The following is a 21,900-nucleotide window of genomic DNA, read 5'->3' as shown; positions in this document are numbered from 1 at the left end:
AACGGCGGAGTCGGCGTGATCGGCGGCCGGGCGCCCGCATACGATGGGCCCCGAGTCTTTACCCCGATCCCATACCGGATAGGTCCTGCTGACGATGAGCCTCCACAGCACCGCCGCCCAGCTGGTCACTCTCGCCTCCGAGGGCGGCGAGCACACCGACGAGCACGCGAGCATCAGCCCCTACGTCACCGGCGGCGGCGCCCTCGTCGTGCTGCTCCTGCTGCTCTGGATCACCACCCGCTTCAACCGCGACCGCTGAGCCGTCCCCGCCGGGCCCCGGACGGCTGAGACCTGGGCCTGTCGGCGGGGCCGGTAGTGTCTGCACGCATGGGAGAGCAGGACATGCCTACCGGCCCGCAGGGCGGCCCGGGCTCAGGACCGGCCAGCACCGCCAAGCGCCGACTCGGCGTCATGGGCGGAACGTTCGACCCGATCCACCACGGACACCTGGTGGCGGCCAGTGAGGTCGCCGCGCAGTTCCACCTCGACGAGGTCGTGTTCGTGCCGACCGGGCAGCCGTGGCAGAAGAGCGACAAGAAGGTCTCGCCGGCCGAGGACCGCTATCTGATGACGGTCATCGCGACCGCCGAGAACCCGCAGTTCTCGGTCAGCCGCATCGACATCGACCGCGGCGGCGCCACGTACACCACGGACACCCTGCGCGATCTGCGCCGCCTCAACCCCGAGACCGACCTCTTCTTCATCACGGGCGCCGACGCGCTCGGCCAGATCCTCACCTGGCGCGACACCGAAGAGCTGTTCTCGCTGGCGCACTTCATCGGCGTCACCCGGCCCGGCCACACCCTGGCCGACCCCGGCCTGCCCGAGGGCGGCGTCTCCTTCGTGGAGGTACCGGCCCTGGCGATCTCGTCCACGGACTGCCGTACGCGAGTCGCCAAGGGGGACCCCGTCTGGTACCTGGTACCCGACGGTGTGGTGCGTTATATCGACAAGCGCGAGCTGTACCGCGGCGACTGAGCCGAGAGGGGCACCGGTGAACGACCGACAGTACGACCCCTACGCGGGCCAGGACCCGTATGCGGGTCAGTACGCGGGTGACGCGGCGGACCAGTACGAGGTCGTCGGGTACGACGAGTACGGGCGGCCGGTGTACCAACTGGTGCAACAGCAGCCCCAGGTGCCCCCGCAGGCGGCGCCCGGCTACGACACGTACGCCCCGCAGCAGCAGCCGCAGGGGTACGGCTACGACCCGTACGCGGCGGAGGGCTCGACCGGGCAGCAGGCGGCGGTGCCGCCGTCGGCGTACGACACCCGGGAGCAGACCGGGTGGGTTCCGCAGCAGCAGTCTTACCAGCCCCAGCCCCAGCCCCAGGCGCATCAGCAGCCGCAGCAGCCCGCGTATCAACAGCCGTCGTACCCGCAACAGTCGCCACAGCAGTCCCCACAGCCTTCCCCGGAGAAGGAAGCCGGGCCGGAGCGGCCGCACGAGGGCGGTGAAGCGCCCGAGTACCGCACCGAGCAGTTCTCGTTCATAGAGGAACCGGACGAGGAATCCGAAGACGTCATCGACTGGCTCAAGTTCACCGAGAGCCGCACCGAGCGCCGCGAGGAGGCCAAGCGGCGCGGGCGCTCGCGCGTGGTCGCCCTGGTCGCCATGCTCGCGCTGGCCGTCGTCGGCGGCGCCGGCTATCTGTGGTCCGCGGGCAAGCTGCCCGGCAGCTCGGACGAGAAGTCCGGCGAGCAGGCCGCCGCGGGCCCCCAGAAGCGCGACGTGATCGTCGTCCACCTGCACAACACCAAGGGCGGCGGCACCTCCACGGCGCTGCTCGTGAACAACACCACCACCAAGCGCGGCAGCACCGTCCTGCTCCCTGACTCCCTGGCCCTGACCGGCGACGACGGCAGCGCGACGACGCTCGCCAAGTCCGTCGAGGACGACGGCTCGACCGGCACCCGCGAGGAGATCGACACCGCACTCGGCACCCACGTCGAGGGCACCTGGCGCCTGGACACCCCCTACCTCAACAACCTCGTCGAACTCGTCGGCAACATCGACATCGACACCAACGCCGACGTCCCCGACCCGAAGGCGAAGAAGAAGGGCGAGGCGCCGCTCGTCAAGAAGGGCGAGCAGCAGACCCTCAGCGGGCCGATGGCCGTCGCCTACGCCACCTACCGCGCCTCCGGCGAGGCCGAGACCGCGCAGCTCACCCGGTTCGGGCAGGTCATGCAGGGCGTGCTGCGCAAGCTGTCGTCCGACCCGCAGGCCGCGACCGTCACCGTGCAGTCGCTCGCGCAGATCCTCGACCCGTCGCTGAAGGAGAAGGACCTCGGCACGTTCCTCGCCAAGCTCGCCGACCGCGCCAAGGGCGGCGACTACGCCACCGCGCTCCTTCCCGTCCAGGACGACGGGACGCTGACCGAGAAGGCCAGCACCAGCGTGGTCAAGGACGTGCTCGGCGGCGCCGTGAAGAGACCCGAGCAGGGCGCGGCCGTCCGGGTCGGCGTGCGCAACGCCACCGGCGACAAGGACTCCACGGAGAAGGCCCGCATCGCACTCGTCAACGGCGGCTACACCTTCGTCGACGGCGGCTCCGCCACCTCGGCGGCATCGTCGCAGGTCACCTACGCCGACGCGGGCAAGAAGGCGGAGGCACAGGAGGTCGCCAAGACCCTCGGCCTGCCCACCGGCGCGGTCCGCAAGGGCAAGACGGCCCCGAACGCGGACGTGTCGGTCGTGCTCGGCGGGGACTACTAGGCCCGGCCGAGCAGGGTCCCCGGAGCGGTCGAAACAATCTTCTGGGGACCCGTGGGCGGTCCGTGAGACCCTTGACGGGTATTGCCCATCTGAAGGAAAGCTCTCTTGTGACCGCCACGGACCGCTCCACCGAGCTCATCACCGTCGCCGCCCAGGCGGCCGCCGACAAGCTCGCGCACGACATCATCGCGTACGACGTCAGCGACGTGCTGTCGATCACGGACGCCTTCCTGCTCGCCTCCGCGCCCAACGACCGCCAGGTCAAGTCGATCGTCGACGAGATCGAGGAGCGCCTCAACAAGGAGCTCGGCGCCAAGCCGGTGCGCCGCGAGGGCGACCGCGAGGCCCGCTGGGTCCTCCTCGACTACGTCGACATCGTCGTGCACGTCCAGCACAGTGAGGAGCGTGTCTTCTACGCCCTCGAGCGCCTGTGGAAGGACTGCCCCGAGATCGAGCTGCCCGCCGAGGCCAAGGCCACCCGCGGCAAGGCCGCCGAGTACGCCGACCGGCAGCAGGCCGCCGAGGAGGCCGGAGCCCTGCGCGAGCTGGGCGGTGAGCTGCGGTGAGCAGCCGCGGCTGCCGGATCATCCTGTGGCGGCACGGCCAGACCGCCTGGAACCTGGAGCGCCGCTTCCAGGGCACCACGGACATCGAGCTGACCGACGTCGGCCTCGGCCAGGCCCGGCGCGCCGCCCGGCTGCTCGCCTCCCTGAAGCCGGACGCGATCATCGCGTCCGACCTCCAGCGGGCCGCGGCCACCGCCGCCGAGCTCGCCGCCGTCACGGGCCTCGACGTCACGCACGACGAGGCGCTGCGCGAGACCTACGCCGGGGCCTGGCAGGGCCTGACCCACGACGAGATCATCGCCCGGCACGGCGAGCAGTACGCCGCGTGGAAGCGCGGCGAGCCGGTGCGCCGCGGCGGCGGTGAGCTGGAGACCGAGGTGGCCGACCGCGCCGCCCCGGTCGTGCTGCGGCACGCGGAGAAGCTGCCCGACAACGGCACGCTGGTCGTCGCCAGCCACGGCGGCACCATCCGCACCACCATCGGCCGCCTCCTCGGCCTGGAGCCGCACCACTGGGAGGGCCTGGGCGGGCTCTCCAACTGCTGCTGGTCGGTCCTCGGCCAGGGCGCGCGCGGCTGGCGCCTGCTCGAGCACAACGCGGGCACGCTGCCCGAGCCGGTGCTCGGAGACGACGACTAGCCTCCGGCGTGTCCCGGCGGAAGCCCAGGTCACCGGGGTCGGGGACCGGATTTCACATTCGGGCAGGTCGCAGGCTAAAGTTCTTCTTGTTCGCCCGCCGAGCGGGAAGAACGCAAGGGGCTATAGCTCAGTTGGTAGAGCGCCTGCATGGCATGCAGGAGGTCAGGAGTTCAATTCTCCTTAGCTCCACTCACACGAGAAGCGGCGTGTGCTCACGGGAAACGTGAGCCGCGTCGCTTTCGTCATTTCCGGCGCCCCTTGCTCACACGCACCTACGCCTCCTCACTGGGCCCCCGCACTTACGCCTCCTCACCGGGCCCCCGCACTTGCGCCTCCTCACTGGGCCCCGCCCTCGCGGCGCAGCCCGCGCAGCCGGGCCGTCCGCTCCTCCGTCTCCTCGTCGTCCGGCGTGTACGCCACGATGCGGCAGTCCGGCATGCCGTTGATCGACAGCGACACCGACGACATCCGCAGCTCACCGACCGCCTTGTGCCAGAACGTCTTCACCCGCGGCCCCGGCGGCACCACATAGCCGCTCGCCCACATCCGTGCGAACTCCGGGCTGGCCACGGACAGTTCCCGGATGAAGTTCTCCCAGGCGGGCTCGCCCACATGCCGCCCGTACTCCCCGCGCAGTGTCGCCACCATCACCGGCAGCTCCGAGTCCCTGAAGACCAGCGGGCAGTGCTTCTTCGGCACGACGAACAGCGTCCACAGCACGTTCTCCACGCCTATCGCCTCGATCGGCGGGACGAGGAAGAGGTCTCTGTAGGCGGGGTTGGTGGCGAGGATGTCGTACCGCGTGTTGTAGACCACCGCCGGGTGCGGGTCGAGGGCGTCGATGATGCCCTGTATCTCCGCGCCCACCGTCTCCGCGGCCGCCTCCTGCCGCGCGGCGTATGGCACCTCCGCCAGGTCGTACAGGTGCTCGCGCTCCGCCGGGTCCAGGCGCAGCGTGCGCGCGACGGCGTCCAGGACCTGGGCGGAGGCATTGATGGGGCGGCCCTGCTCCAGCCACGTGTACCACGTCACACCGACGCCGGAGAGCTGGGCGACCTCCTCGCGGCGCAGGCCCGGCGTGCGGCGCCGGGGGCCCGGCGGCATGCCCACGTCGGCCGGGGCGACCCGGGCTCTGCGGCCCCGCAGGAACGCGGCCAGCTCGGGGCGGCGCCGGGAGGGCGCACGGGTGGACGGCACCGCGCGAGGTGTCCCCGTCATGTCCATCGTCGTCACGTCCCCCATCGTGCGTCCCCGTCACCGACCTTGCCAGGTGCTGCCAGTACCAGCATCGGCGGGCTCTCACTACCTGTACCCGCCCGCGGCCACGCTCGGGGCATGACCACTACGACCCCACCCGCGGCGACCTCCGCCCCAACTCCTGGATCCAGTAAAGCCCCTGGCACTGACATCCGCCCCGGACGGCTCCTCGCGGCCGTGCTCACCGCCCAGTTCATGGCGCTGCTCGACGTGTTCATCGTCAACGTCGCCGCCCCCACGATCCGCGAGGAACTGCACGCCTCCGGCGCCGGGCTGCAACTCGTCATCGCCGGCTACACCATCACGTACGCCGTCCTGCTGATCACCGGCGCGCGCCTCGGCGAACGGCTCGGCCACCGCCGTGTCTACCTCGTCGGGCTCGCCGTCTTCACGGCCGCATCGCTCGCCTGCGGGCTGAGCCAGAGCACCGGCCAGCTGATCGCGTTCCGGCTCCTGCAGGGCGCGGGCTCCGCCGTCCTCATCCCGCAGGTGCTCAGCCTCATCCAGCGGAACTTCACCGGCGAGGCACGGATGAAGGCGCTCGGCGCGTACTCGGCGGTCCTCGCCACCGGCGCCGCCGCGGGGCAGGTCGTCGGCGGCGTCCTCGTCAGCGCCGACCTGTTCGGCGCCGGCTGGCGCCCGGTGTTCCTGGTGAACGTGCCGGTCGGCGTGGCCCTCCTGTTCGTCGCCGCCCGCGTGCTGCCCCGCGACGACCGCGGTGACGTGGGCCGGGCGCGCGGGCTCGACCTGCCGGGGCTGGTGCTGCTCGGCGCCGCCGTCTCGGCGTTCACGGTGCCGCTGGTCCTCGGCGAGCAGGAGGGCTGGCCGCTGTGGACCTGGGTGTCCCTCGGCGCCGCCGCCGTGCTCTTCGCCCTGTTCTGCCGGTACGAGGCGCGGCTCGCCCGGCGTGGCGGGGCGCCCCTGATCTCGCCGCGTGTTCTGCGGGTGCCGGGCATGGGCCTCGCCGTGTTCCGGCTTGCCGCGGTGATGGCGGTCAACTCCGGGTTCCTGTTCGTGCTGTCCCTGCACGTGCAGGGCGGCCTCGGCTACAGCGCGCTGCGCGCGGGGCTGACGTTCGCCCCGTCCGCGATCGTCTTCGGAGTGGTCGGTCTGACGTGGCGCAAGTGGCCCGCGGCCCTGCAACGGACACTGATCCCGGGCGGGTTCGCCCTCGCGGCCCTGTCGTGCGTCGCGGTGGGCCTGCTGCTGCGGGACGGCGACGACGGCGGGCTGTGGCTGTACGCGGCGTTCGTGGGCGGCGGCGTCGGGCTCGCGCTCGGCTTCAGCCCGACCCTCACGCGCGCCCTCGCGACCGTACGGCCCGAGGACGCGGCGGACGCCAGTGGTCTCCTCGCCACCGTCACCCAGCTCGGACAGCTCACCGGAGTCGCCGTCTTCGGCGCGATTTTCCTCGCCCGGATTGAGTCACAGGGGGCTCCTGGGGCGTATTCATCGGCGGACGCGCTCCTGGTGAGCTTCTACGCGCTCGCCGCGGCGGCCGCCCTGGGGGCCGTGTCCGGACTGGTACGTATGCGTCGCTGACCGTCTCGCCGTGGTCGTGGCAGAATCGACGGGGCCGGAAGGGGACTGCACCAAAGCGCCGACGGTGACCCGACGGGAGGGAGAGCGCGATGCCTGCGAGCATCCTCGAAGAGGCCGGGGGCCTCTTCGAAGTGGCGGACATACAGGTCGGCGATGCCACGCTCCTCCACTGCCCTTCCTGCGGTTCGGCCCACGTGGCTCAAGTCCTCGGTGACAACGGCGGAGTCAGTTACGTGTGCACCGCCTGCGGCCACAGCTGGAGCTGATCGATGGGTGCACACAGGCGTAAATGCGACTGGTGCGGCAGCGGTACGCCGATCGTCCGCGACATGGAGCCGGTGAACCCGGACTACCAGTACTGGTGCGAGGAGTGCGCGCGGGCGCTGATCATAAAAGGCGACCCCATCGAGACGTACCGCGAACTCGAAGGGGAGCCGATCTACGGCCGCCTGCTCGACGAGCACTGCACCCTCAAGCGCTTCTACTCGTTCGCCACCGCCTGAGGCGTCCGCGAGCCCCCGAGCCCCCGCCCGAACCCTCCGCGGGGCCGCCCTGCCCCCGCGCGCGGCTTTCCCGGCCTCGTCCGCGGACACCCCAGAGCGACGGCCGCGGCGACCGCGAGGAAGCCGGCAGCGGCCAGCGGATAGACCGCCGACAGCGTCATCTCGCCAAAATCCTGGGCGAGTTCAGGCCGCCCAGGGCGGTGCGGCACCCACCACAGCGCGTACGAGCAGAACACCAGCGCAAGGCCCCCGGCCGCCGCCCACCGCCCCCGGCCGCCCCACCGCGCCGCACGCGTCCACAGCAGCACCGCCATCGGCACGCACCACACCCAGTGGTGCGACCACGACACCGGGCTCACGAGCAGCGCGGTCGCCGCACAGGCGACCGCGCCCCAGGCCCGCTCCCCGCGCGCCGCCGCGGCCACCGCCACGGCGAGCCCCGCCACGCAGACCACCGCCGCCACGGCCGCCCACCAGACGCCCGGCTCCGGGGTGTGCAGCAGCCGCGCGAGCACCCCGCGCACCGACTGGTTCGCGGTGTTCTCCGCCCGCCCTGCCCGGCCCGCCTCGAAGACCACCTGGGTCCAGAAGTTCCGGGAGTCGTCCGGCAGCACCACGGCCGCGACGAGCGTCGCCCCCAGGAACGCGGCGGTGGCCACGCACGCGTGCCGCACGGCGGGCCGCCACACACCCCCGCGTACGCCCGCCACGGCACCCACCAGGAGCAGGAAGACCGCGAACAGGCCGGGCGTCAGCTTGACCGCCGCGGCCAACCCGATGCCCACACCCGCCCACCGGTGGTCGGGGTGCCGCGTCAGGGCCCACAGCACCAGCACGGCGAGCAGCAGATTCACCTGCCCGTAGCGCAGCGTCGTCCACACCGGCTCCGCCCAGACAGCCACCGCCGACACCCACAGAGCCGTCTCCACGTGCGTGTGCCGCCACGTTCCCGCGAGGCGCAGGGACAGCCGTACGACGGCGAACAGGAGCAGCAGGTTCGCCAGCGTGGCGAGCGGCCGCAGGTCCACCGGATCCAGCAGCGTCAGCGGCGTGAACAGCAACGCGGCGAACGGCGGGTACGTCATGGGCAGGTCGTACTCGGTGGCGCGCAGCGCGTACAGGTCGGCGCCCGCGCGCGCGGCCTGGCCCTCCGCACGGTAGACCCACAGGTCGATCATCGAGACGTCGGCCGCTCGCTGCGCGGCCCAGAAGACGACGAAGGAGAGCAGACAGACCCCGGCGGCCAGAGGGACCCGGCGGCGTACGACAGCGGTGGCGATCACGGACACGAGGCCGGACCGTAGTGACCTCGGGTGTCCGGGACGGAAACGATTTGGTGGACCCCGGGGGTGACCGTGTAATGTTTGCGGAGCCGCCGGGGAAACCGGGCGGAGCAGCAACAAGGGGCTATAGCTCAGTTGGTAGAGCGCCTGCATGGCATGCAGGAGGTCAGGAGTTCAATTCTCCTTAGCTCCACAGTGAATGAGCGGGCCACCCGGATCGGGTGGCCCGCTTTTCGTGTTCCCAGGGCTTGTACGGGGAGGGCCGGCCCGGCTTGTGCGGAGGGCCCGGGCGTCTACGGGGAGCACCCGGGGCACGCACCCAGGGCCCTCCCCGTAGAGAACGTTCAGCTCGTCCTCGCTGCCCTCGCCGTCCTCACCGCCCGCTGCCGAGCGCCCTGCGCCCGCGACCCCGCGGCAGCATCGGCAGGCCCGGCGACGGCGCCTGCGCCGGGATCGCCGCGGGGGCCTCCTCGATGCGCAGGGCCAGCGCGGGGCAGCGGCGCACCGCGCGCTGGGCGCGCGCTTCGGAGTAGCGCGGCACGGCGGCCTCCGCGACCGCGGGGAAGCCGTCCGGGCCCAGCTGGATCAGCTCGGGCACGATGTCCGCGCACAGGCCGTGGCCCTGGCACAGCGTCCAGTCGACGGCGAGCTTGCGGCCGCTCGACCCCTGCCCCTGAGGGCTGTCGTCGTGGAGCGGCAGAACGCCCTCCACGGGGCGCCCGCACCCGTCGCCGAGGACGTGCGCGGCGAGATCGTCCGTGAACGCCGCGATCGTCGACTCCAGGAACGCCGCCGAACCGTCCGGATGCTTGCACGCACCCCGCCGCTTCACCGCCCGCGTCACCTCGCGCAGCGCCTCCAGAGCGGTGGGCCCGCCACCGTCCAGGACGTCGGCGAGGCCCCGCGCGGCGGCCGGGAGCCCCAGATAGCAGGGCCCGCACTGACCGGCGCTCTCCGCGGCCAGCCAGTTCGCCACGTGCAGGGCCTCGCCCAGCGGACACGTGCCCGGGCCGAGCGGCAGGATCGCGCCCGCGCCGAGCGCGCCCCCGCAGGCCTCCAGGGACGCCCTGGACACGACCGCGTCGTGCGCGGTGACCGCGTCCAGCCACTTGCCGTGATAGCCGCCCGTGAGGACGCCCTGCGGCAGCGGGGGAGCGCCGGCGAGCTGCAGAACGTACCGGAGGGGCACGCCCGTCGGTGCCTCCACGACCATCGGCCGGGCGACGGCTCCGGAGAGGGTCAGGAGCACCGTGCCCGGCTCGTCGCGCAGTCCGGTGCGCCGGTAGCACTCCGCGCCGATGCGGGCGGCGACGGCCAGCTGCGCGAAGGTCTCCGCGTTCGACAGGAGCGTCGGCGCGCCGCCCACCCCGGAGTCGGACGTGCGCACCTTGCGCCCCGGAGGCAGCGGCGGCCCGCCGTCCGCGGACCGCACCAGGGCCGAGGACTCACCGGTGACCATGCGCACGGGATTGCGCTGCACGCGCGCGCGGAGGATCGATCCGCGCCGGTTGCTCAGTCCGCGCTCGGCGAGCGCCGCCTGCATCGAGGCCTCCGTGGAGTCCCGGGTCACGCCGACGACGAGCGTGCGCGCGCCCAGCGCCTCGGCGGCGAGCAGCGCGCCGTCCAGGATGAGGTGCGGCGCGCGGTTGATCAGCACGGTGTCCTTGCGGCACGCGGGCTCGTCCTCGCTGCCGTTGATGACGACTACGGGCCGCACGCCCCGCCGGATCGCGGCCTCGGCGACGGCCCGCAGCTTCTTGGCGAACGGGAAGCCCGCGCCGCCGCGGCCGCGCAGCGAGATCTGCTCGGCCAGCGTGGCGAGCTGCTCGCCCGCGATGGGTTCCAGGGGGCCGTGCACCTTCAGGTGCATGGCCAGGTCGAGCCGCTCGACCAGATCGAAGCCCGACGTCAGCAGCGGAAGCCCGACGACGCGGACTTCGGGGACGTCGGGCAGTGACGCGTTCACTTGCTGCCTCCGGTGGACGCGTTCCAGGGTTCGCCGGTGCTGGGCGCCTGGAAGGGGCCGGTGAGCTGTTGGGTGGCGGGGCCGTCGTCGTGGACGGGGTCGGGCACGGGCAGGGGATCGTGCACGGGCGGGTGGTAGGCGGGCTGAGGGCCGGTGTCGTACGAGGTGCCGTACGGGTCGGTGTCCCCGGAGCCGAAACCCCTGTCTCCGTAGTCGTGCTGTGTGTCCTGGAAGTCGCGGCGGCCGTCACCGCTGCCCGTCGGTCCGTAACCGATGTCTACGGAGCCGTGTCCGCTCGCTACGGAGTCGTAGCCGTCGTCCAAGGAGTCGTACGGCAATGGCGCCGAGGGTGCTTCGGCCGGAGGGGGCGGGGAGGGGGCCGGCCAGCGGGGGGTCATGGTGGGCAGGACCTCGGTCGGCTGGAGGTCCAGGGGCAGCGAGGAGTCGGGGTCGGAGGGGGCGGCCAGCGCGCGGTAGGCGGCGGCGATGCCGACGACCGGGGGCTGGTCGGCCGCGGGGGCGGCGCGGCCCGACGCGGTGCCGGGCAGCGGCGCGGACGCGGTGTCACGGGTGGGCGCCGGGGCCTCGTGGCGGCGGGCGCGCTCGGGCGCGGGCCGGGCGTCGGGTTCGAGGAGGGCGAAGACGCGGGCGGCCACCTTGCGCTTGACCGGACGCGGCGCCGCGCGCAGCGCCACCGCCCCGGCGACGGCGACCAGGCACAGGCAGTACAGGACCACCACCCACGGCTTCGGCGGGCGGCCCGCGTACAGGCCGTGGATCAGGGCCGCGCACCAGGCCGGGTAGGCCAGCATGTGCAGCGCCCGCCACCGGGACGCGACCTGGACCGGTGAGGCGAAGGCGCTGCGCAGGGCGCCGGTGACGCTGGTGGTGATCATCAGGAGCCCGGCGAGCGAGCCCAGGCCGATGAGCCCGTCGCCGCCCGTGAAGCCGAGCCCGAAGGGCACCAGGGCGCCCACGAAGGACACGTGGTCCAGGGCGAGCTTCACGGTGCCGTGCAGCAGCAGGAAACCCACGGACGCGACCGCCGTGGCCCGGTGCACGGCCTGGGCGAGCAGTCGCTGGCGCGAGCGCAGGAAGAGCCGGTCGGAGGCGACCAGGCCCCACATCACCGACGCCGTCAGGGCCACCAGCGACAGGACGCCGGTGGTGAAGTCGAGCGCGGCGCGGAAGTCGTCGCCGCCAGCGAACACGAGCAGGGGTATCAGCAGCAGCGCCGCCGTGGTGACGATGCCGCGGGCCGCTCTGCCCGGCGCGCGGACGCCGGGGAACGTCGGTGCCGCGGGTGGTGCGGGCGGCGGGAAGGGCGTGGAGGCGGGGGAGGAACGCCGCGGCGAGGGGGAGCGCCGCGGCGGTGTCGCGGAGGGCGTGGGACTTCCGCGACTCTTGCGGTGCGGGTTCAGAGGGTTCATGGGGGCGACTCCGAAATGGTCCGGTCGCCGCATGCTAAGTCGAGCCATACCGATGGGTACGTGGTTTGAGTTATTGCGTTGTTATCAAAGCGCGACTCGATCTTGGTGTTGCCCCGATAGTGGTCGGTACGCGGAGTAACCCTTGGCCATGGGTGGGGTGTCGGGGGCGCCGGGGATACGGACAAAGCGCGTGGCCCGGCTCCGGAGCGCTGCGGTACCCTGACGCCATGCGTGCCGTACGCCTTCTGCTTAGCGGGCCGCGCTGATCAGTCCCGACCGCCCAGTGAGCGCGGTCGGAATCGGCGCGGCGTCCCCTCCTGTGCGAGGGGCATTTTTATTTGGCCGTCCGGCCATTTCCGCAGGCAGAGACGATCGATGGAGCTTTGAGGACCATGAGCGAGACGAATTCCTCCGCCACTGCTGAGGGCGCGGCCGGCGCGGGAGGCGCCCCCGCCGCCGAGGCAGCCGCCCCGCACCGCTACACGGCCGCCCTGGCAGCCGAGATCGAGGCACGCTGGCAGGACTTCTGGGACGCGAACGGCACGTACGAGGCGCCCAACCCGAGCGGCGACCTGGCCGGCGACCCGGCCCTCGCCGCCCGCCCCAAGAAGTTCATCATGGACATGTTCCCGTACCCCTCGGGTGCGGGCCTGCACGTAGGCCACCCCCTGGGCTACATCGCCACCGACGTCTTCGCCCGCTTCCAGCGCATGACGGGCCACAACGTCCTGCACTCCCTGGGCTTCGACGCCTTCGGCCTGCCCGCCGAGCAGTACGCCGTGCAGACCGGCACGCACCCGCGCGTGTCCACCGAAGCCAACATCGAGAACATGAAGGCACAGCTGCGCGCCCTGGGCCTGGGCCACGACAAGCGCCGCTCCTTCGCGACGATCGACCCGGACTACTACAAGTGGACCCAGTGGATCTTCCTGCAGATCTTCAACTCCTGGTACGACGACGAGGCGAAGAAGGCCCGCCCCATCGCCGACCTGATCGCCCAGTTCGACAGCGGTGAACGCGCCGTACCGGACTCCACGCGCGCGTGGCACGCCCTGGACGCCAAGGAGCGCGCCGACGTCCTGAGCGGCTTCCGCCTGGCGTACGCCTCCGACGCCCCCGTCAACTGGTGCCCGGGCCTGGGCACCGTCCTGGCGAACGAGGAAGTCACCGCCGACGGCCGCTCCGAGCGCGGCAACTTCCCCGTCTTCAAGGCCAAGCTGCGCCAGTGGAACATGCGCATCACCGCCTACGCCGACCGCCTCCTGGACGACCTGGACGCGCTGGACTGGCCCGAGGCCATCAAGCTGCAGCAGCGCAACTGGATCGGCCGCTCCGAAGGCGCGCGCGTCGACTTCCCCGTCGGCTCCGTAGACGACGCCATCACCGTCTTCACCACCCGCCAGGACACCCTGTTCGGCGCCACCTACATGGTCCTGGCGCCCGAGCACGAACTGGTCGACGCCATCGTCCCGGCCGCCTGGCCCGAGGGCACCCACGACGTGTGGACGGGCGGCCACGCCACCCCCGCCGAGGCCGTCGCCAAGTACCGCGCCTTCGCCGCCGCCAAGTCCGACGTCGAGCGCCAGGCCGACGCCAAGGAGAAGACCGGCGTCTTCACCGGCGCGTACGCGACGAACCCCGTCAGCGGCGAGCAGGTCCCGGTCTTCATCGCCGACTACGTCCTGATGGGCTACGGCACCGGCGCCATCATGGCCGTCCCCGCGCACGACTCCCGCGACTTCGCCTTCGCGCGCGCCTTCGAGCTGCCCATGCGCTGCGTCGTCGAGCCCGCCGACGACCGCGGCACCGACCCGTCCACGTGGGACGACTCCTTCGACTCCTACGAAGCGAAGATCATCAACTCCTCCGGGGCCGACGTCGCCCTGGACGGCCTGGTGGTCGTCGAGGCCAAGGCCCGCATCACCGAGTGGCTGGAGCGCAAGGGCATCGGCCGGGGCACCGTCAACTTCCGCCTGCGCGACTGGCTGTTCAGCCGCCAGCGCTACTGGGGCGAGCCCTTCCCGATCGTCTACGACGAGGACGGCGTGGCCCACCCGCTGCCCGAGTCGATGCTGCCCCTGGAGCTGCCGGAGGTCGACGACTACTCCCCGCGCACCTTCGACCCGGACGACGCGGACACCTCTCCGGAGACCCCGCTGTCCCGCAACGAGGACTGGGTCAACGTCACCCTGGACCTGGGCGACGGCACCGGACCGCGCCGCTACCGCCGCGAGACCAACACCATGCCCAACTGGGCCGGTTCGTGCTGGTACGAACTGCGCTACCTGGACCCGCACAACAGCGAGCAGCTCGTCGCCCCCGACGCCGAGCGCTACTGGATGGGCCCCCGCGAGGGTCAGCCCACCGGCGGCGTCGACCTGTACGTCGGCGGTGCCGAGCATGCCGTGCTGCACCTGCTGTACGCCCGCTTCTGGTCGAAGGTCCTGTTCGACCTGGGCCACATCTCGTCGGCCGAACCGTTCCACAAGCTGTTCAACCAGGGCATGATCCAGGCCTACGTCTACCGCGACAGCCGCGGCTTCCCGGTCCCCGCCGCCGAGGTCGAGGAGCGCGACGGCACGTTCTTCTTCGAGGGCGAACCGGTCAAGCGCGAACTGGGCAAGATGGGCAAGTCCCTGAAGAACGCCGTCACTCCGGACGAGATCTGCGAGGAGTACGGCGCCGACACGCTGCGCCTGTACGAGATGGCGATGGGCCCCCTGGACGTCTCGCGCCCCTGGGACACCCGCGCCGTCGTCGGCCAGTACCGGCTGCTGCAGCGCATGTGGCGCCTGATCGTCGACGAGGCCACCGGCGAGGTGACCGTCACCGACGCCGAGCCCGACGAGGACACCCTGCGGGCGCTGCACAAGGCGATCGACGGCGTGCGCCAGGACCTGGACGGCATGCGGTTCAACACCGCCATCGCCAAGATCACCGAGCTGAACAACCACCTGACGAAGGCCGCGGGCCCCGTGTCGCGGTCCGTCGCCGAGCGCCTGGTGCTGCTGGTCGCCCCGCTGGCCCCGCACATCGCCGAGGAGCTGTGGCGCAAGCTGGGCCGCACCGAATCGGTCGTCCACCAGGACTTCCCGGTCGCCGACCCCGCGTACGTCGTCGACGAGACCGTGACCTGCGTCGTGCAGATCAAGGGCAAGGTCAAGGCCCGCCTGGAGGTCCCGCCCGCCATCTCCGACGAGGAGCTGGAGAAGGCGGCCCTGGGCGACGAGCGCGTGGTCGCCGCGCTGGCCGGCGCGGGCATCCGCAAGGTCATCGTGCGGGCGCCGAAGCTGGTGAACATCGTTCCCGCGTGAGGCACGACGCGGTCCGGTCGGGGTGACCGGTCCGGCATGGTCGGCGGGCGGCGGGTCCTTGCGGGGGCCCGCCGCCCGCCGTTCGTGGCTGGTCGCGGCCGTTCGCGGCTGCCCGTGGCGCGCCGGGGCCGCCCGCCAACTGCGGGTCGGGCGACGCGCATCGGGGTAGTCCCCTACGGGCAGCTTGGGGGTTCCGCTGGAACCCTCAGGAGGGTTGCTGCGTTTACCGTGGAGAAGGCGGCGAGATCAGCCCGTGCAGAAGCGGACGGATCAGCACCGTCGGTAGGACCCCGCACCATCCCGCACCACCCCTCGCACCACCCGGAACCGCCGGGGACCGATTCGCCGGGCCGAAGGAGAAGCATCGTGGAAGCCGTGATCGCAGTGGTCGCGCTGCTCTTCGTGCTGTTTCTGGCACTGGGAGCGTATGCGGTGGTCAAGGCGGTCGGAGCGGCTCGCCGCGGCATGGACCGCACGATCACACAGGCCCGCCGCACCGTGGAGGACACCACCCTGCGCGCGCGGACCTTCGCCCAGCCCGGAGCCGTCGGCGAGCTGGCCCAGCTGCGGCTGCGCCTGCGCACCTCCATGCGGGCCACCCAGGACTCGCTGCGCGCGGGCGCCGCCGAGGACTCCTCGCTGCACGAGTCCCTGGCCCTCTTCCAGCGCCTGAGCGCCCACGGCCACGAGCTGGACGACGAGCTCAAGCGTCTGGAGCGCGAGCCCGACCGCATCGAGCTCAGCCAGCGCCTGCCCGGCCTGAAGGAGCGCACCGAGCAGATCGTCAAGGCCGCCGACTCACTCCGCTGGGCGGCCCGCGACCGCGCCCACAAGTTCGCGGATGACGACCTGGACCTGCTCAGCCAGCAGATCGACATGGAAGCGGGCGCGCTGCGGCACTGGGCGGACGGACCCTCCGACGACCAGCCCCTCACCTCCTGGTCCGACCCCGCCACGGCCCCGGCGACCGACCAGGCGAAGACCGCGTCGAGCTCCGCGGCAGCCGACCTGAACAAGCCGTCCCGGCCGGGTGCGTCCGCCCGCGCGGCCGAAGGGGACCGCGCCGACCGCGCCTCCCAGGAGCCGGCCAGGCCCGCCATCACCCCGCCGGCACCGCAGCCGACGTACCCCTGGCAGAAGAAGCCCAAGCCCGAGAGCACCACCTGACCCGCGCCTGCCGCCAAGGCCACCACCTGCCCCCTCGGCATGCCCTCGGTCCCGCCGGGGCACGTCGCCCCCGTCGCCCGCGTGCAGGGGTCGGACTGCCGCACCCGGGTTCCTGCGGGTAATCTCCAGCTCATGTCCCGCCATGTCGCGATCGTCACCGATTCAACGGCCTACCTGCCGCAACGGACGATGGAGCGGCACGACATCACCGCGGTGCCGCTGACGGTCGTCCTGGGCAATCAGGCACTCGAAGAGGGCACCGAGATCTCCGCCCGCTCGCTCGCGCTGGCACTGCAGAAACGCCACCCTGTGACCACCTCGCGCCCCAGCCCCGAGGTCTTCGCCCAGACCTACCGCAAGGTCGCGGAGGCGGGCGCCACCAGCATCGTCTCGCTCCACCTGTCGGCCGAGTTCTCCGGGACGTACGACGCCGCCGTCCTCGCCGCCCGCGAGGCACCCGTGCCGGTCCGCGTCGTCGACACCGGCATGGTCGCGATGGCCCTCGGCTTCTGCGCCCTCGCCGCGGCCGAGACCGCCGACTCGGGCGGCACGGTGGACGAGGCGGTGGCGGCCGCGGAGAAACGGGCCGCGGCGACGTCCGCGTACTTCTATGTCGACACCCTCGACTATCTGCGCCGCGGCGGCCGCATCGGCGCCGCGCAGGCCCTCCTGGGCTCCGCGCTCGCCGTGAAGCCGCTGCTCTCGTTGGACGACGGTCGTATCGAGATGCTGGAGAAGGTCCGCACGGCGTCGAAGGCGATCGCCCGTCTGGAGGAGATCGTCATCGAGCGGGCCGGGGCACACGACGTGGACATCGCCGTGCACCACCTCGCGGCGCCCGAGCGCGCGGCGACCCTCGCGGACCGCCTCCGGGACCGCGTCCCTGGCCTCGTCGACCTGCACGTCAGCGAGGTGGGCGCGGTGATCGGGGCGCACACTGGGCCCGGGCTGCTCGGGGCTGTGGTCTCGCCCCGGTGAGGTGATCTCGTTTGGGTGAGGCCTGGTCTCGGCAGGCCTGGACTCGCCTTCGCGTGGGTGAGGTTCGCTCGTGCGGGTGACGGAGTTATCCACAACTGCCGGGTAATCCCCGGGAATTGAGCAAGATCAACAAGTTTCCGTGGCGGTGCCTAGCGTTCTCGGCATGGGACTTCGATCGGCTTCAGAGACAGTGAGCGGTGGTTCGGTGGGGGCGCCGGGCGACGGTTCGACACGTTCGACGCGTAGTGGCCCGGGGCGAGCGTCGGGCCCGGGCGGACGCGCGGCGGAACACCGCGTGGCCGTGGGGCCTGCGACGCGACGCCACGCTCGGCGTCGGGCCCGGCGCAGACGTGCGGCGGCAGAGGCGATGCGGCTGCGGGCCGAGGCACTGTTCGCCGAGCCGGGAATGCGGGCAGGAGGGCGGGGGCGGGCTCCGACGCCGCCTTTGGGGGCTGAGCGGGGGTCACCTCGAACTCCGGGTTGGGCTGGGGGTGTTGAAGGCGCTCGTCTTGGCGTCGGCGTTGGCGTCGGCGCCGGTGGTGGGGGTGCCGGGGGCGTTGGGGACCCGGCGGACCCGGGGGCTCCGGTGGGACAAGTGTGCTTGGCGGACCCGGTCGACCCGGTAGACCCGGGTCGGGTGGGGCGGGGGAACCCTGCGGGTAGGCCGGATCCCGGGGACGAGGGTTCCGGGGCCGATGTCCGGGTGGAGCCGTCGTGGCGGGCGCGGGCCGGGCTCGCCGTGCGGGAGAGGCTGCCGCTCTGGCTCCGGTTGCGGTGCGGCCTGGAGCGGCGGAGCGTCATCGCGCTCGGCCTGGTCCTGATCGTGGCCGCGGTCTTCGCGGCGCAGCACTTCTGGACCGGGCGGACACAGCCGGTCCGGGCACCGGACGTGGTGGGCGAGGCGGCGGGACCCGGCAGCGGGCCAGGGCCGTCCCCGTCCCCCGGGACGCCGCCCGCGCCCGACGGCGGACTCCCGCAGGGCGCGCCCGGCGACGCCACCGGTGCGGGCAGCGGCACGGGCGCGGCGGCAGACGTCGTCGTGGACGTCAGGGGGAAGGTCCGCAGACCCGGTGTACAACGACTGCCGGGAGGGTCCCGGGTGGCCGACGCGCTGCGGGAGGCGGGCGGGGTCCGACCCGGCACGAAAGCGGACGGCCTCAACCGCGCCCGGCTCCTCATCGACGGCGAGCAGATCGTGGTGGGTGGCCCCGCGCCACCAGAACAGGGCTCCGCGTCGGCCGCCCCGCCGGGCTCCGGCCCAGGACCGGCAGCCGGGGGCACGGCGGCCGGACCGACAGGGAGCGCCGGCGCGGCGGCGGGACCGGTGGGGCTCAACACCGCCACCGCCGAGCAACTGGACACCCTGCCCGGGGTGGGCCCGGTCCTGGCGCAGCACATCATCGACTACCGCACGGAGCACGGGGGATTCCGCTCGGTGGACGAACTCCGGGAAGTGAACGGCATCGGCGAGAAGCGATTCGCCGATCTGCAGAACCTCGTGCGGCCATGAGCAGCGGGGAGACGGCGGCGCGGGACGCGGCGGCTGACTCGGGGACGAGGGGCGCGGGGACGAGGGGAGGCGCGGGGACGTTCATGAGGCGCCGGGCGACCGCCCCCGGGGCTGATTCCCCCCACCCCCGTGGGGCCGACCGGCACCGGATCGGCCCTGACGACCCCCGCCAGGAGGGCCCCGCCGACCTTCGGCTGGTACCACCCGCACTCGCGGCCTGGGCAGCGGCGGCCCTCGCGCTGGATGCCCCACCCCGTGCGGTGGTCGGCGTGGTCGTGGTCTGCGTAGTGGCCGCCGGAGCGCTCCTGGTGACGTGGACCGCATGGGGACATGGGGACGGGCGTGCCCGTGCCGGGGGTGGCCACGCCCGGACGGGAGGGCATGCCCGGCTCCGGAGGACGGGCCGCTTCGCATGGGGCCGCGTGAGCGTGGCCGCCGTCCTGCTCTGCGCCGCGGCGTCGGCGGCCTCGGCCGGTCTGCACGGGGCGGACCTGCACCGCGGCCCCGTTCCCGAGCTCGCTGAGCGGTACGCGGAGGTGACGGCGGAGGTGGAAGTGACGTCGGACCCGCGCCGTACGCGCCCCCGGGTGACCGGGGACCGCGCGGCTCCGCCCTCCATCGTGCTGAACGGGGAGGTCGTCCGCGTGAAGGAGGCCGACGGGACCACGAGCGGGACGCGGGCGCCGGTACTGGTCATCGTGCGCGAGGAAAGGAAGGAGGAGACAGGCGTGGGCGCGAGGGCGAAGCCGGGGGAATGGGGCGACACGGGCTCGGGGCAGGTGTCCTGGCAGCCGAATGACGGACGCAACTCAGACGGTGCTGGTGGCGCTGACAGTGCTGGTGGTACTGACATCGCTGACGATGATGACGGTGCTGGCGATGGTGCCGGCCCGGCCGGAGCCGATGGCCCACCAGAAGGCGTACGCACCGGGGACACGGCCGCGGGGCCGCGAGGGTCGCCCTGGCTGAACCTGCTGCCGTCCACGCGGCTGCGGGTGCGCGGGAGCCTCGCGGTGCCGTGGTCGGACAGCGAGAAGATCGCGGCGGTGCTGCGGGTGCCCGAGGGGCAGGCGCCACATGTGGTCGGGGCGCCGTCGGCGACGCAGCGGTTCGCGGGGAACCTACGGGCGGGACTGCGGGAGGCGACGGACGGGCTGCCCGCCGATGCCCGCGCGCTGCTGCCCGGGCTGGTGATCGGGGACACCTCGCGGGTGCCGCCGGACCTGGACGAGGCGTTCCGCGCGACCGACCTCACCCACCTCCTCGCGGTCAGCGGGGCGAACCTCACCATCGTCCTGGCGCTGCTCATCGGACCGCCCGGCACGGCCCACCGCGCGGAACGGCGTGGGCTCGCCCCGAGGTTGGGCATTCCGCTGCGCACGACGGCGCTGCTCGGCGGCGGACTGACACTCGGGTTCGTCATCGTGTGCAGACCAGAGCCGAGTGTGCTGCGGGCGGCGGCCTGCGGCCTGATCGTGCTGCTGGCCATCGGCACGGGCCGACGCAGATCGCTGCTGCCCGCGCTGGCCGCGGCGGTGCTGCTGCTCGTGCTGTACGACCCTTGGCTGTCGCGGAGTTACGGCTTCCTGCTGTCCGTCCTGGCGACGGGGGCGCTGCTGACGCTGGCGCCGAGGTGGAGTGCGGCGATACGACGGCGCGGCGTACCGGGGCGGCCGGCCGAGGCGCTGGCGGCCGCGGCGGCGGCGCAGGCGGTGTGCGCGCCGGTCGTGGCGGTGCTCGCGGCGCGGGTGAGCCTGGTCGCGGTGCCGTGCAACCTGCTCGCGGAGTTCGCTGTCGCGCCCGCCACGGTGCTGGGGTTCGCGGCGCTCGCGGTGGCGCCGGTGGCGATGCCGGTGGCCAAGGTGCTCACGTGGTGCGCGAGTTGGCCGGTCGGCTGGATCGCGGGGATCGCCCGGACGGGGGCGGCGCTGCCAGGGAACGGGATCGACTGGCCGGGCAGTTGGAGCGGGGCGCTGCTGCTCGCGATCGTCACCGTCGGCGTGGTGCTGGCCTGCCGCAGGCTCGCCCGGCATCCATGGCTGAGTGCGGGATGCGTGCTGCTGCTCCTGCTGGCGGTAGTTCAACCTCCGCCCCTCACCCGGGTCATCGCGGGCTGGCCGCCGCAGGGGTGGCGCATGGTGATGTGCGATGTGGGTCAGGGGGACGCGACCGTGCTGGCGGCGGGCGGTGGCGCAGGGGTGGTCGTCGACGCGGGGCCCGATCCCGTGCTCGTCGACCGGTGTCTGCGCTCCCTCGGTGTCACACGAGTGCTGTTGGTGCTGCTGACGCACTTTCACGCGGATCACGTGGCGGGGCTGCCCGGGGTGCTGCGGGGGCGGTCGGTGGGGGCGATCCAGACGACGGGGTTCCAGGAGCCGCCGGGGCAGGCCGAGTTCGTGCGCGCGCAGGCGGCCGCACGGGGGATTCCCCTGACGCGGGCCGTCGCCGGGGAGCGGAGACGTGCCGGGCCGCTGGAGTGGCAGGTGCTCTGGCCGCCATCCGGCCCGGGAGCGCGGCCGGAGGGGCCGAACGACGCCAGCGTCACCCTCCTCGCGCGGGTCGCGGGGCTCACCCTGCTCCTGCTCGGCGACCTGGAACCACCGGCCCAGCGGGCCCTGTTGCACACCCCGGCGGGCGCCGCGCTGCCACGGGTGGACGTGCTGAAGGTCGCGCATCACGGGTCGGCGTACCAGGACCCGTTGCTGTTGCGACGAGCGGGACCACGGCTCGCGCTGGTCTCGTGCGGCGAGGGCAACCCGTACGGACACCCCTCACCCCGGACGGTCGCGGCGCTGCGGGCCGGGGGAGCGCAGGTGCTGCGGACGGACACGAGCGGCGCCATCGCGGTGACCGGAGGACGTGCCGGAGCACGGGCGGGGCCGCCGGGGAGGGCCCCGGGTGCGGGCGGGGGCGAGCCCGGGGTGGCCGAGCTGGGGGTGGCGACGCGCAGGTGAGGGGTGGGGCACGCCCTGGCCGTGCAGGTGAGGCCAGGGCGTGGGTGGGGCGGGGGCGGGGTCGCGACGGTGA

The 21,900-nt window shown here is 73.0% G+C and carries 17 protein-coding genes and 2 tRNA genes; 15 read left to right on the top strand and 4 right to left on the bottom strand.

Annotated elements, in window-relative coordinates; all coding sequences use genetic code 11:
- Window positions 1-94: 94 nt before the first annotated feature.
- The 6 genes from OO63_RS46130 to OO63_RS31085 all read left to right on the top strand — a co-directional run bounded on the left by OO63_RS46130 (window position 95) and on the right by OO63_RS31085 (window position 4,112).
- On the top strand, window positions 95-259 hold the full coding sequence (locus OO63_RS46130) for a hypothetical protein (protein ID WP_030362624.1): 165 nt from the start codon (window positions 95-97) through the stop codon (window positions 257-259).
- Window positions 260-327: 68 nt separating this feature from the next.
- A complete protein-coding gene (nadD, locus tag OO63_RS31105) occupies window positions 328-978 on the top strand; it encodes a nicotinate-nucleotide adenylyltransferase (RefSeq protein ID WP_030362625.1) in 651 nt (216 codons plus the stop codon).
- 16 nt (window positions 979-994) lie between these two features.
- Window positions 995-2,719, top strand: a complete 1,725-nt coding sequence (locus OO63_RS31100) for an LCP family protein (protein WP_033264638.1) — start codon at window positions 995-997, stop codon at window positions 2,717-2,719.
- A 107-nt stretch (window positions 2,720-2,826) separates the two neighbouring features.
- Entirely contained in the window at window positions 2,827-3,285 is a 459-nt protein-coding gene (rsfS, locus tag OO63_RS31095; RefSeq protein ID WP_030362627.1) for a ribosome silencing factor, read from the top strand.
- Window positions 3,282-3,923 carry a histidine phosphatase family protein gene (locus OO63_RS31090; RefSeq protein WP_030362628.1) on the top strand — a complete coding sequence of 214 codons (642 nt, stop codon included), beginning with the start codon at window positions 3,282-3,284 and terminating at the stop codon, window positions 3,921-3,923. The genes rsfS and OO63_RS31090 overlap by 4 nt, the downstream gene beginning before the upstream one ends.
- Before the next feature lie 116 nt (window positions 3,924-4,039).
- A tRNA-Ala gene (locus OO63_RS31085) sits at window positions 4,040-4,112 on the top strand.
- Window positions 4,113-4,259: 147 nt separating this feature from the next.
- On the opposite strand, the gene OO63_RS31080 is transcribed toward OO63_RS31085, so the two are convergent.
- On the bottom strand, window positions 4,260-5,147 hold the full coding sequence (locus tag OO63_RS31080; protein WP_234311406.1) for a helix-turn-helix transcriptional regulator: 888 nt from the start codon (window positions 5,145-5,147) through the stop codon (window positions 4,260-4,262).
- A gap of 111 nt (window positions 5,148-5,258) precedes the next feature.
- Here OO63_RS31080 and OO63_RS31075 point away from each other — a divergent pair, with 111 nt between their 5' ends.
- From OO63_RS31075 to OO63_RS31070, 3 genes are all read left to right on the top strand, one after another.
- Entirely contained in the window at window positions 5,259-6,722 is a 1,464-nt protein-coding gene (locus OO63_RS31075) for an MFS transporter (RefSeq protein ID WP_397622114.1), read from the top strand.
- Window positions 6,723-6,811: 89 nt separating this feature from the next.
- Entirely contained in the window at window positions 6,812-6,988 is a 177-nt protein-coding gene (locus OO63_RS46125; protein ID WP_169786645.1) for a hypothetical protein, read from the top strand.
- Between the two features lie 3 nt (window positions 6,989-6,991).
- Complete coding sequence (locus OO63_RS31070) at window positions 6,992-7,225, top strand: hypothetical protein (RefSeq protein WP_016643127.1); 234 nt, start codon at window positions 6,992-6,994, stop codon at window positions 7,223-7,225.
- Here the strand turns inward: OO63_RS31070 and OO63_RS31065 are convergent.
- Window positions 7,204-8,514 (bottom strand): glycosyltransferase 87 family protein, encoded by a 1,311-nt coding sequence (locus tag OO63_RS31065; RefSeq protein WP_063750481.1) that lies wholly within the window; start codon window positions 8,512-8,514, stop codon window positions 7,204-7,206. The genes OO63_RS31070 and OO63_RS31065 overlap by 22 nt on opposite strands.
- A gap of 114 nt (window positions 8,515-8,628) precedes the next feature.
- Here OO63_RS31065 and OO63_RS31060 point away from each other — a divergent pair.
- A tRNA-Ala gene (locus OO63_RS31060) sits at window positions 8,629-8,701 on the top strand.
- A 180-nt stretch (window positions 8,702-8,881) separates the two neighbouring features.
- On the opposite strand, the gene OO63_RS31055 is transcribed toward OO63_RS31060, so the two are convergent.
- On the bottom strand, window positions 8,882-10,474 hold the full coding sequence (locus tag OO63_RS31055; protein WP_030362632.1) for an NADH-quinone oxidoreductase subunit NuoF family protein: 1,593 nt from the start codon (window positions 10,472-10,474) through the stop codon (window positions 8,882-8,884).
- A complete protein-coding gene (locus tag OO63_RS31050) occupies window positions 10,471-11,904 on the bottom strand; it encodes a ferric reductase-like transmembrane domain-containing protein (RefSeq protein WP_051811358.1) in 1,434 nt (477 codons plus the stop codon). Before OO63_RS31050 ends, OO63_RS31055 begins: the two co-directional genes overlap by 4 nt.
- Window positions 11,905-12,296: 392 nt before the next feature.
- Here OO63_RS31050 and leuS point away from each other — a divergent pair, with 392 nt between their 5' ends.
- The 5 genes from leuS (at window position 12,297) to OO63_RS31025 (ending at window position 21,827) form a co-directional block, all read left to right on the top strand.
- Window positions 12,297-15,218, top strand: a complete 2,922-nt coding sequence (gene leuS / locus OO63_RS31045) for a leucine--tRNA ligase (protein ID WP_030362634.1) — start codon at window positions 12,297-12,299, stop codon at window positions 15,216-15,218.
- 366 nt (window positions 15,219-15,584) lie between these two features.
- Window positions 15,585-16,385, top strand: a complete 801-nt coding sequence (locus OO63_RS31040; RefSeq protein ID WP_030362635.1) for a hypothetical protein — start codon at window positions 15,585-15,587, stop codon at window positions 16,383-16,385.
- 132 nt (window positions 16,386-16,517) lie between these two features.
- Window positions 16,518-17,363, top strand: a complete 846-nt coding sequence (locus tag OO63_RS31035) for a DegV family protein (protein WP_030362636.1) — start codon at window positions 16,518-16,520, stop codon at window positions 17,361-17,363.
- A gap of 703 nt (window positions 17,364-18,066) precedes the next feature.
- On the top strand, window positions 18,067-18,873 hold the full coding sequence (locus tag OO63_RS31030; protein ID WP_030362637.1) for a ComEA family DNA-binding protein: 807 nt from the start codon (window positions 18,067-18,069) through the stop codon (window positions 18,871-18,873).
- 422 nt (window positions 18,874-19,295) lie between these two features.
- Entirely contained in the window at window positions 19,296-21,827 is a 2,532-nt protein-coding gene (locus tag OO63_RS31025) for a ComEC/Rec2 family competence protein (RefSeq protein ID WP_033264642.1), read from the top strand.
- Window positions 21,828-21,900: the final 73 nt, after the last annotated feature.

It is taken from the genome of Streptomyces alboflavus (genome assembly GCF_000716675.1).
Lineage (GTDB): Bacteria > Actinomycetota > Actinomycetes > Streptomycetales > Streptomycetaceae > Streptomyces > Streptomyces alboflavus.
The sequence above is the reverse complement of the archived record's forward strand: the minus strand, read 5'-3'. Positions and strand labels throughout refer to the sequence as shown.

Excerpts from the sequence above, each read along its gene's own strand:
- OO63_RS46125 (WP_169786645.1), top strand. The coding sequence starts at position 6,812 with ATGCCTGCGAGCATCCTCGAAGAGGCCGGGGGCCTCTTCGAAGTGGCG.
- leuS (WP_030362634.1), top strand. The coding sequence starts at position 12,297 with ATGAGCGAGACGAATTCCTCCGCCACTGCTGAGGGCGCGGCCGGCGCG.
- OO63_RS31075 (WP_397622114.1), top strand. The coding sequence starts at position 5,259 with ATGACCACTACGACCCCACCCGCGGCGACCTCCGCCCCAACTCCTGGA.
- nadD (WP_030362625.1), top strand. The coding sequence starts at position 328 with ATGGGAGAGCAGGACATGCCTACCGGCCCGCAGGGCGGCCCGGGCTCA.
- OO63_RS31080 (WP_234311406.1), bottom strand. The coding sequence starts at position 5,147 with ATGGACATGACGGGGACACCTCGCGCGGTGCCGTCCACCCGTGCGCCC.
- OO63_RS31070 (WP_016643127.1), top strand. The coding sequence starts at position 6,992 with ATGGGTGCACACAGGCGTAAATGCGACTGGTGCGGCAGCGGTACGCCG.
- OO63_RS31035 (WP_030362636.1), top strand. The coding sequence starts at position 16,518 with ATGTCCCGCCATGTCGCGATCGTCACCGATTCAACGGCCTACCTGCCG.
- OO63_RS31050 (WP_051811358.1), bottom strand. The coding sequence starts at position 11,904 with ATGAACCCTCTGAACCCGCACCGCAAGAGTCGCGGAAGTCCCACGCCC.
- OO63_RS46130 (WP_030362624.1), top strand. The coding sequence starts at position 95 with ATGAGCCTCCACAGCACCGCCGCCCAGCTGGTCACTCTCGCCTCCGAG.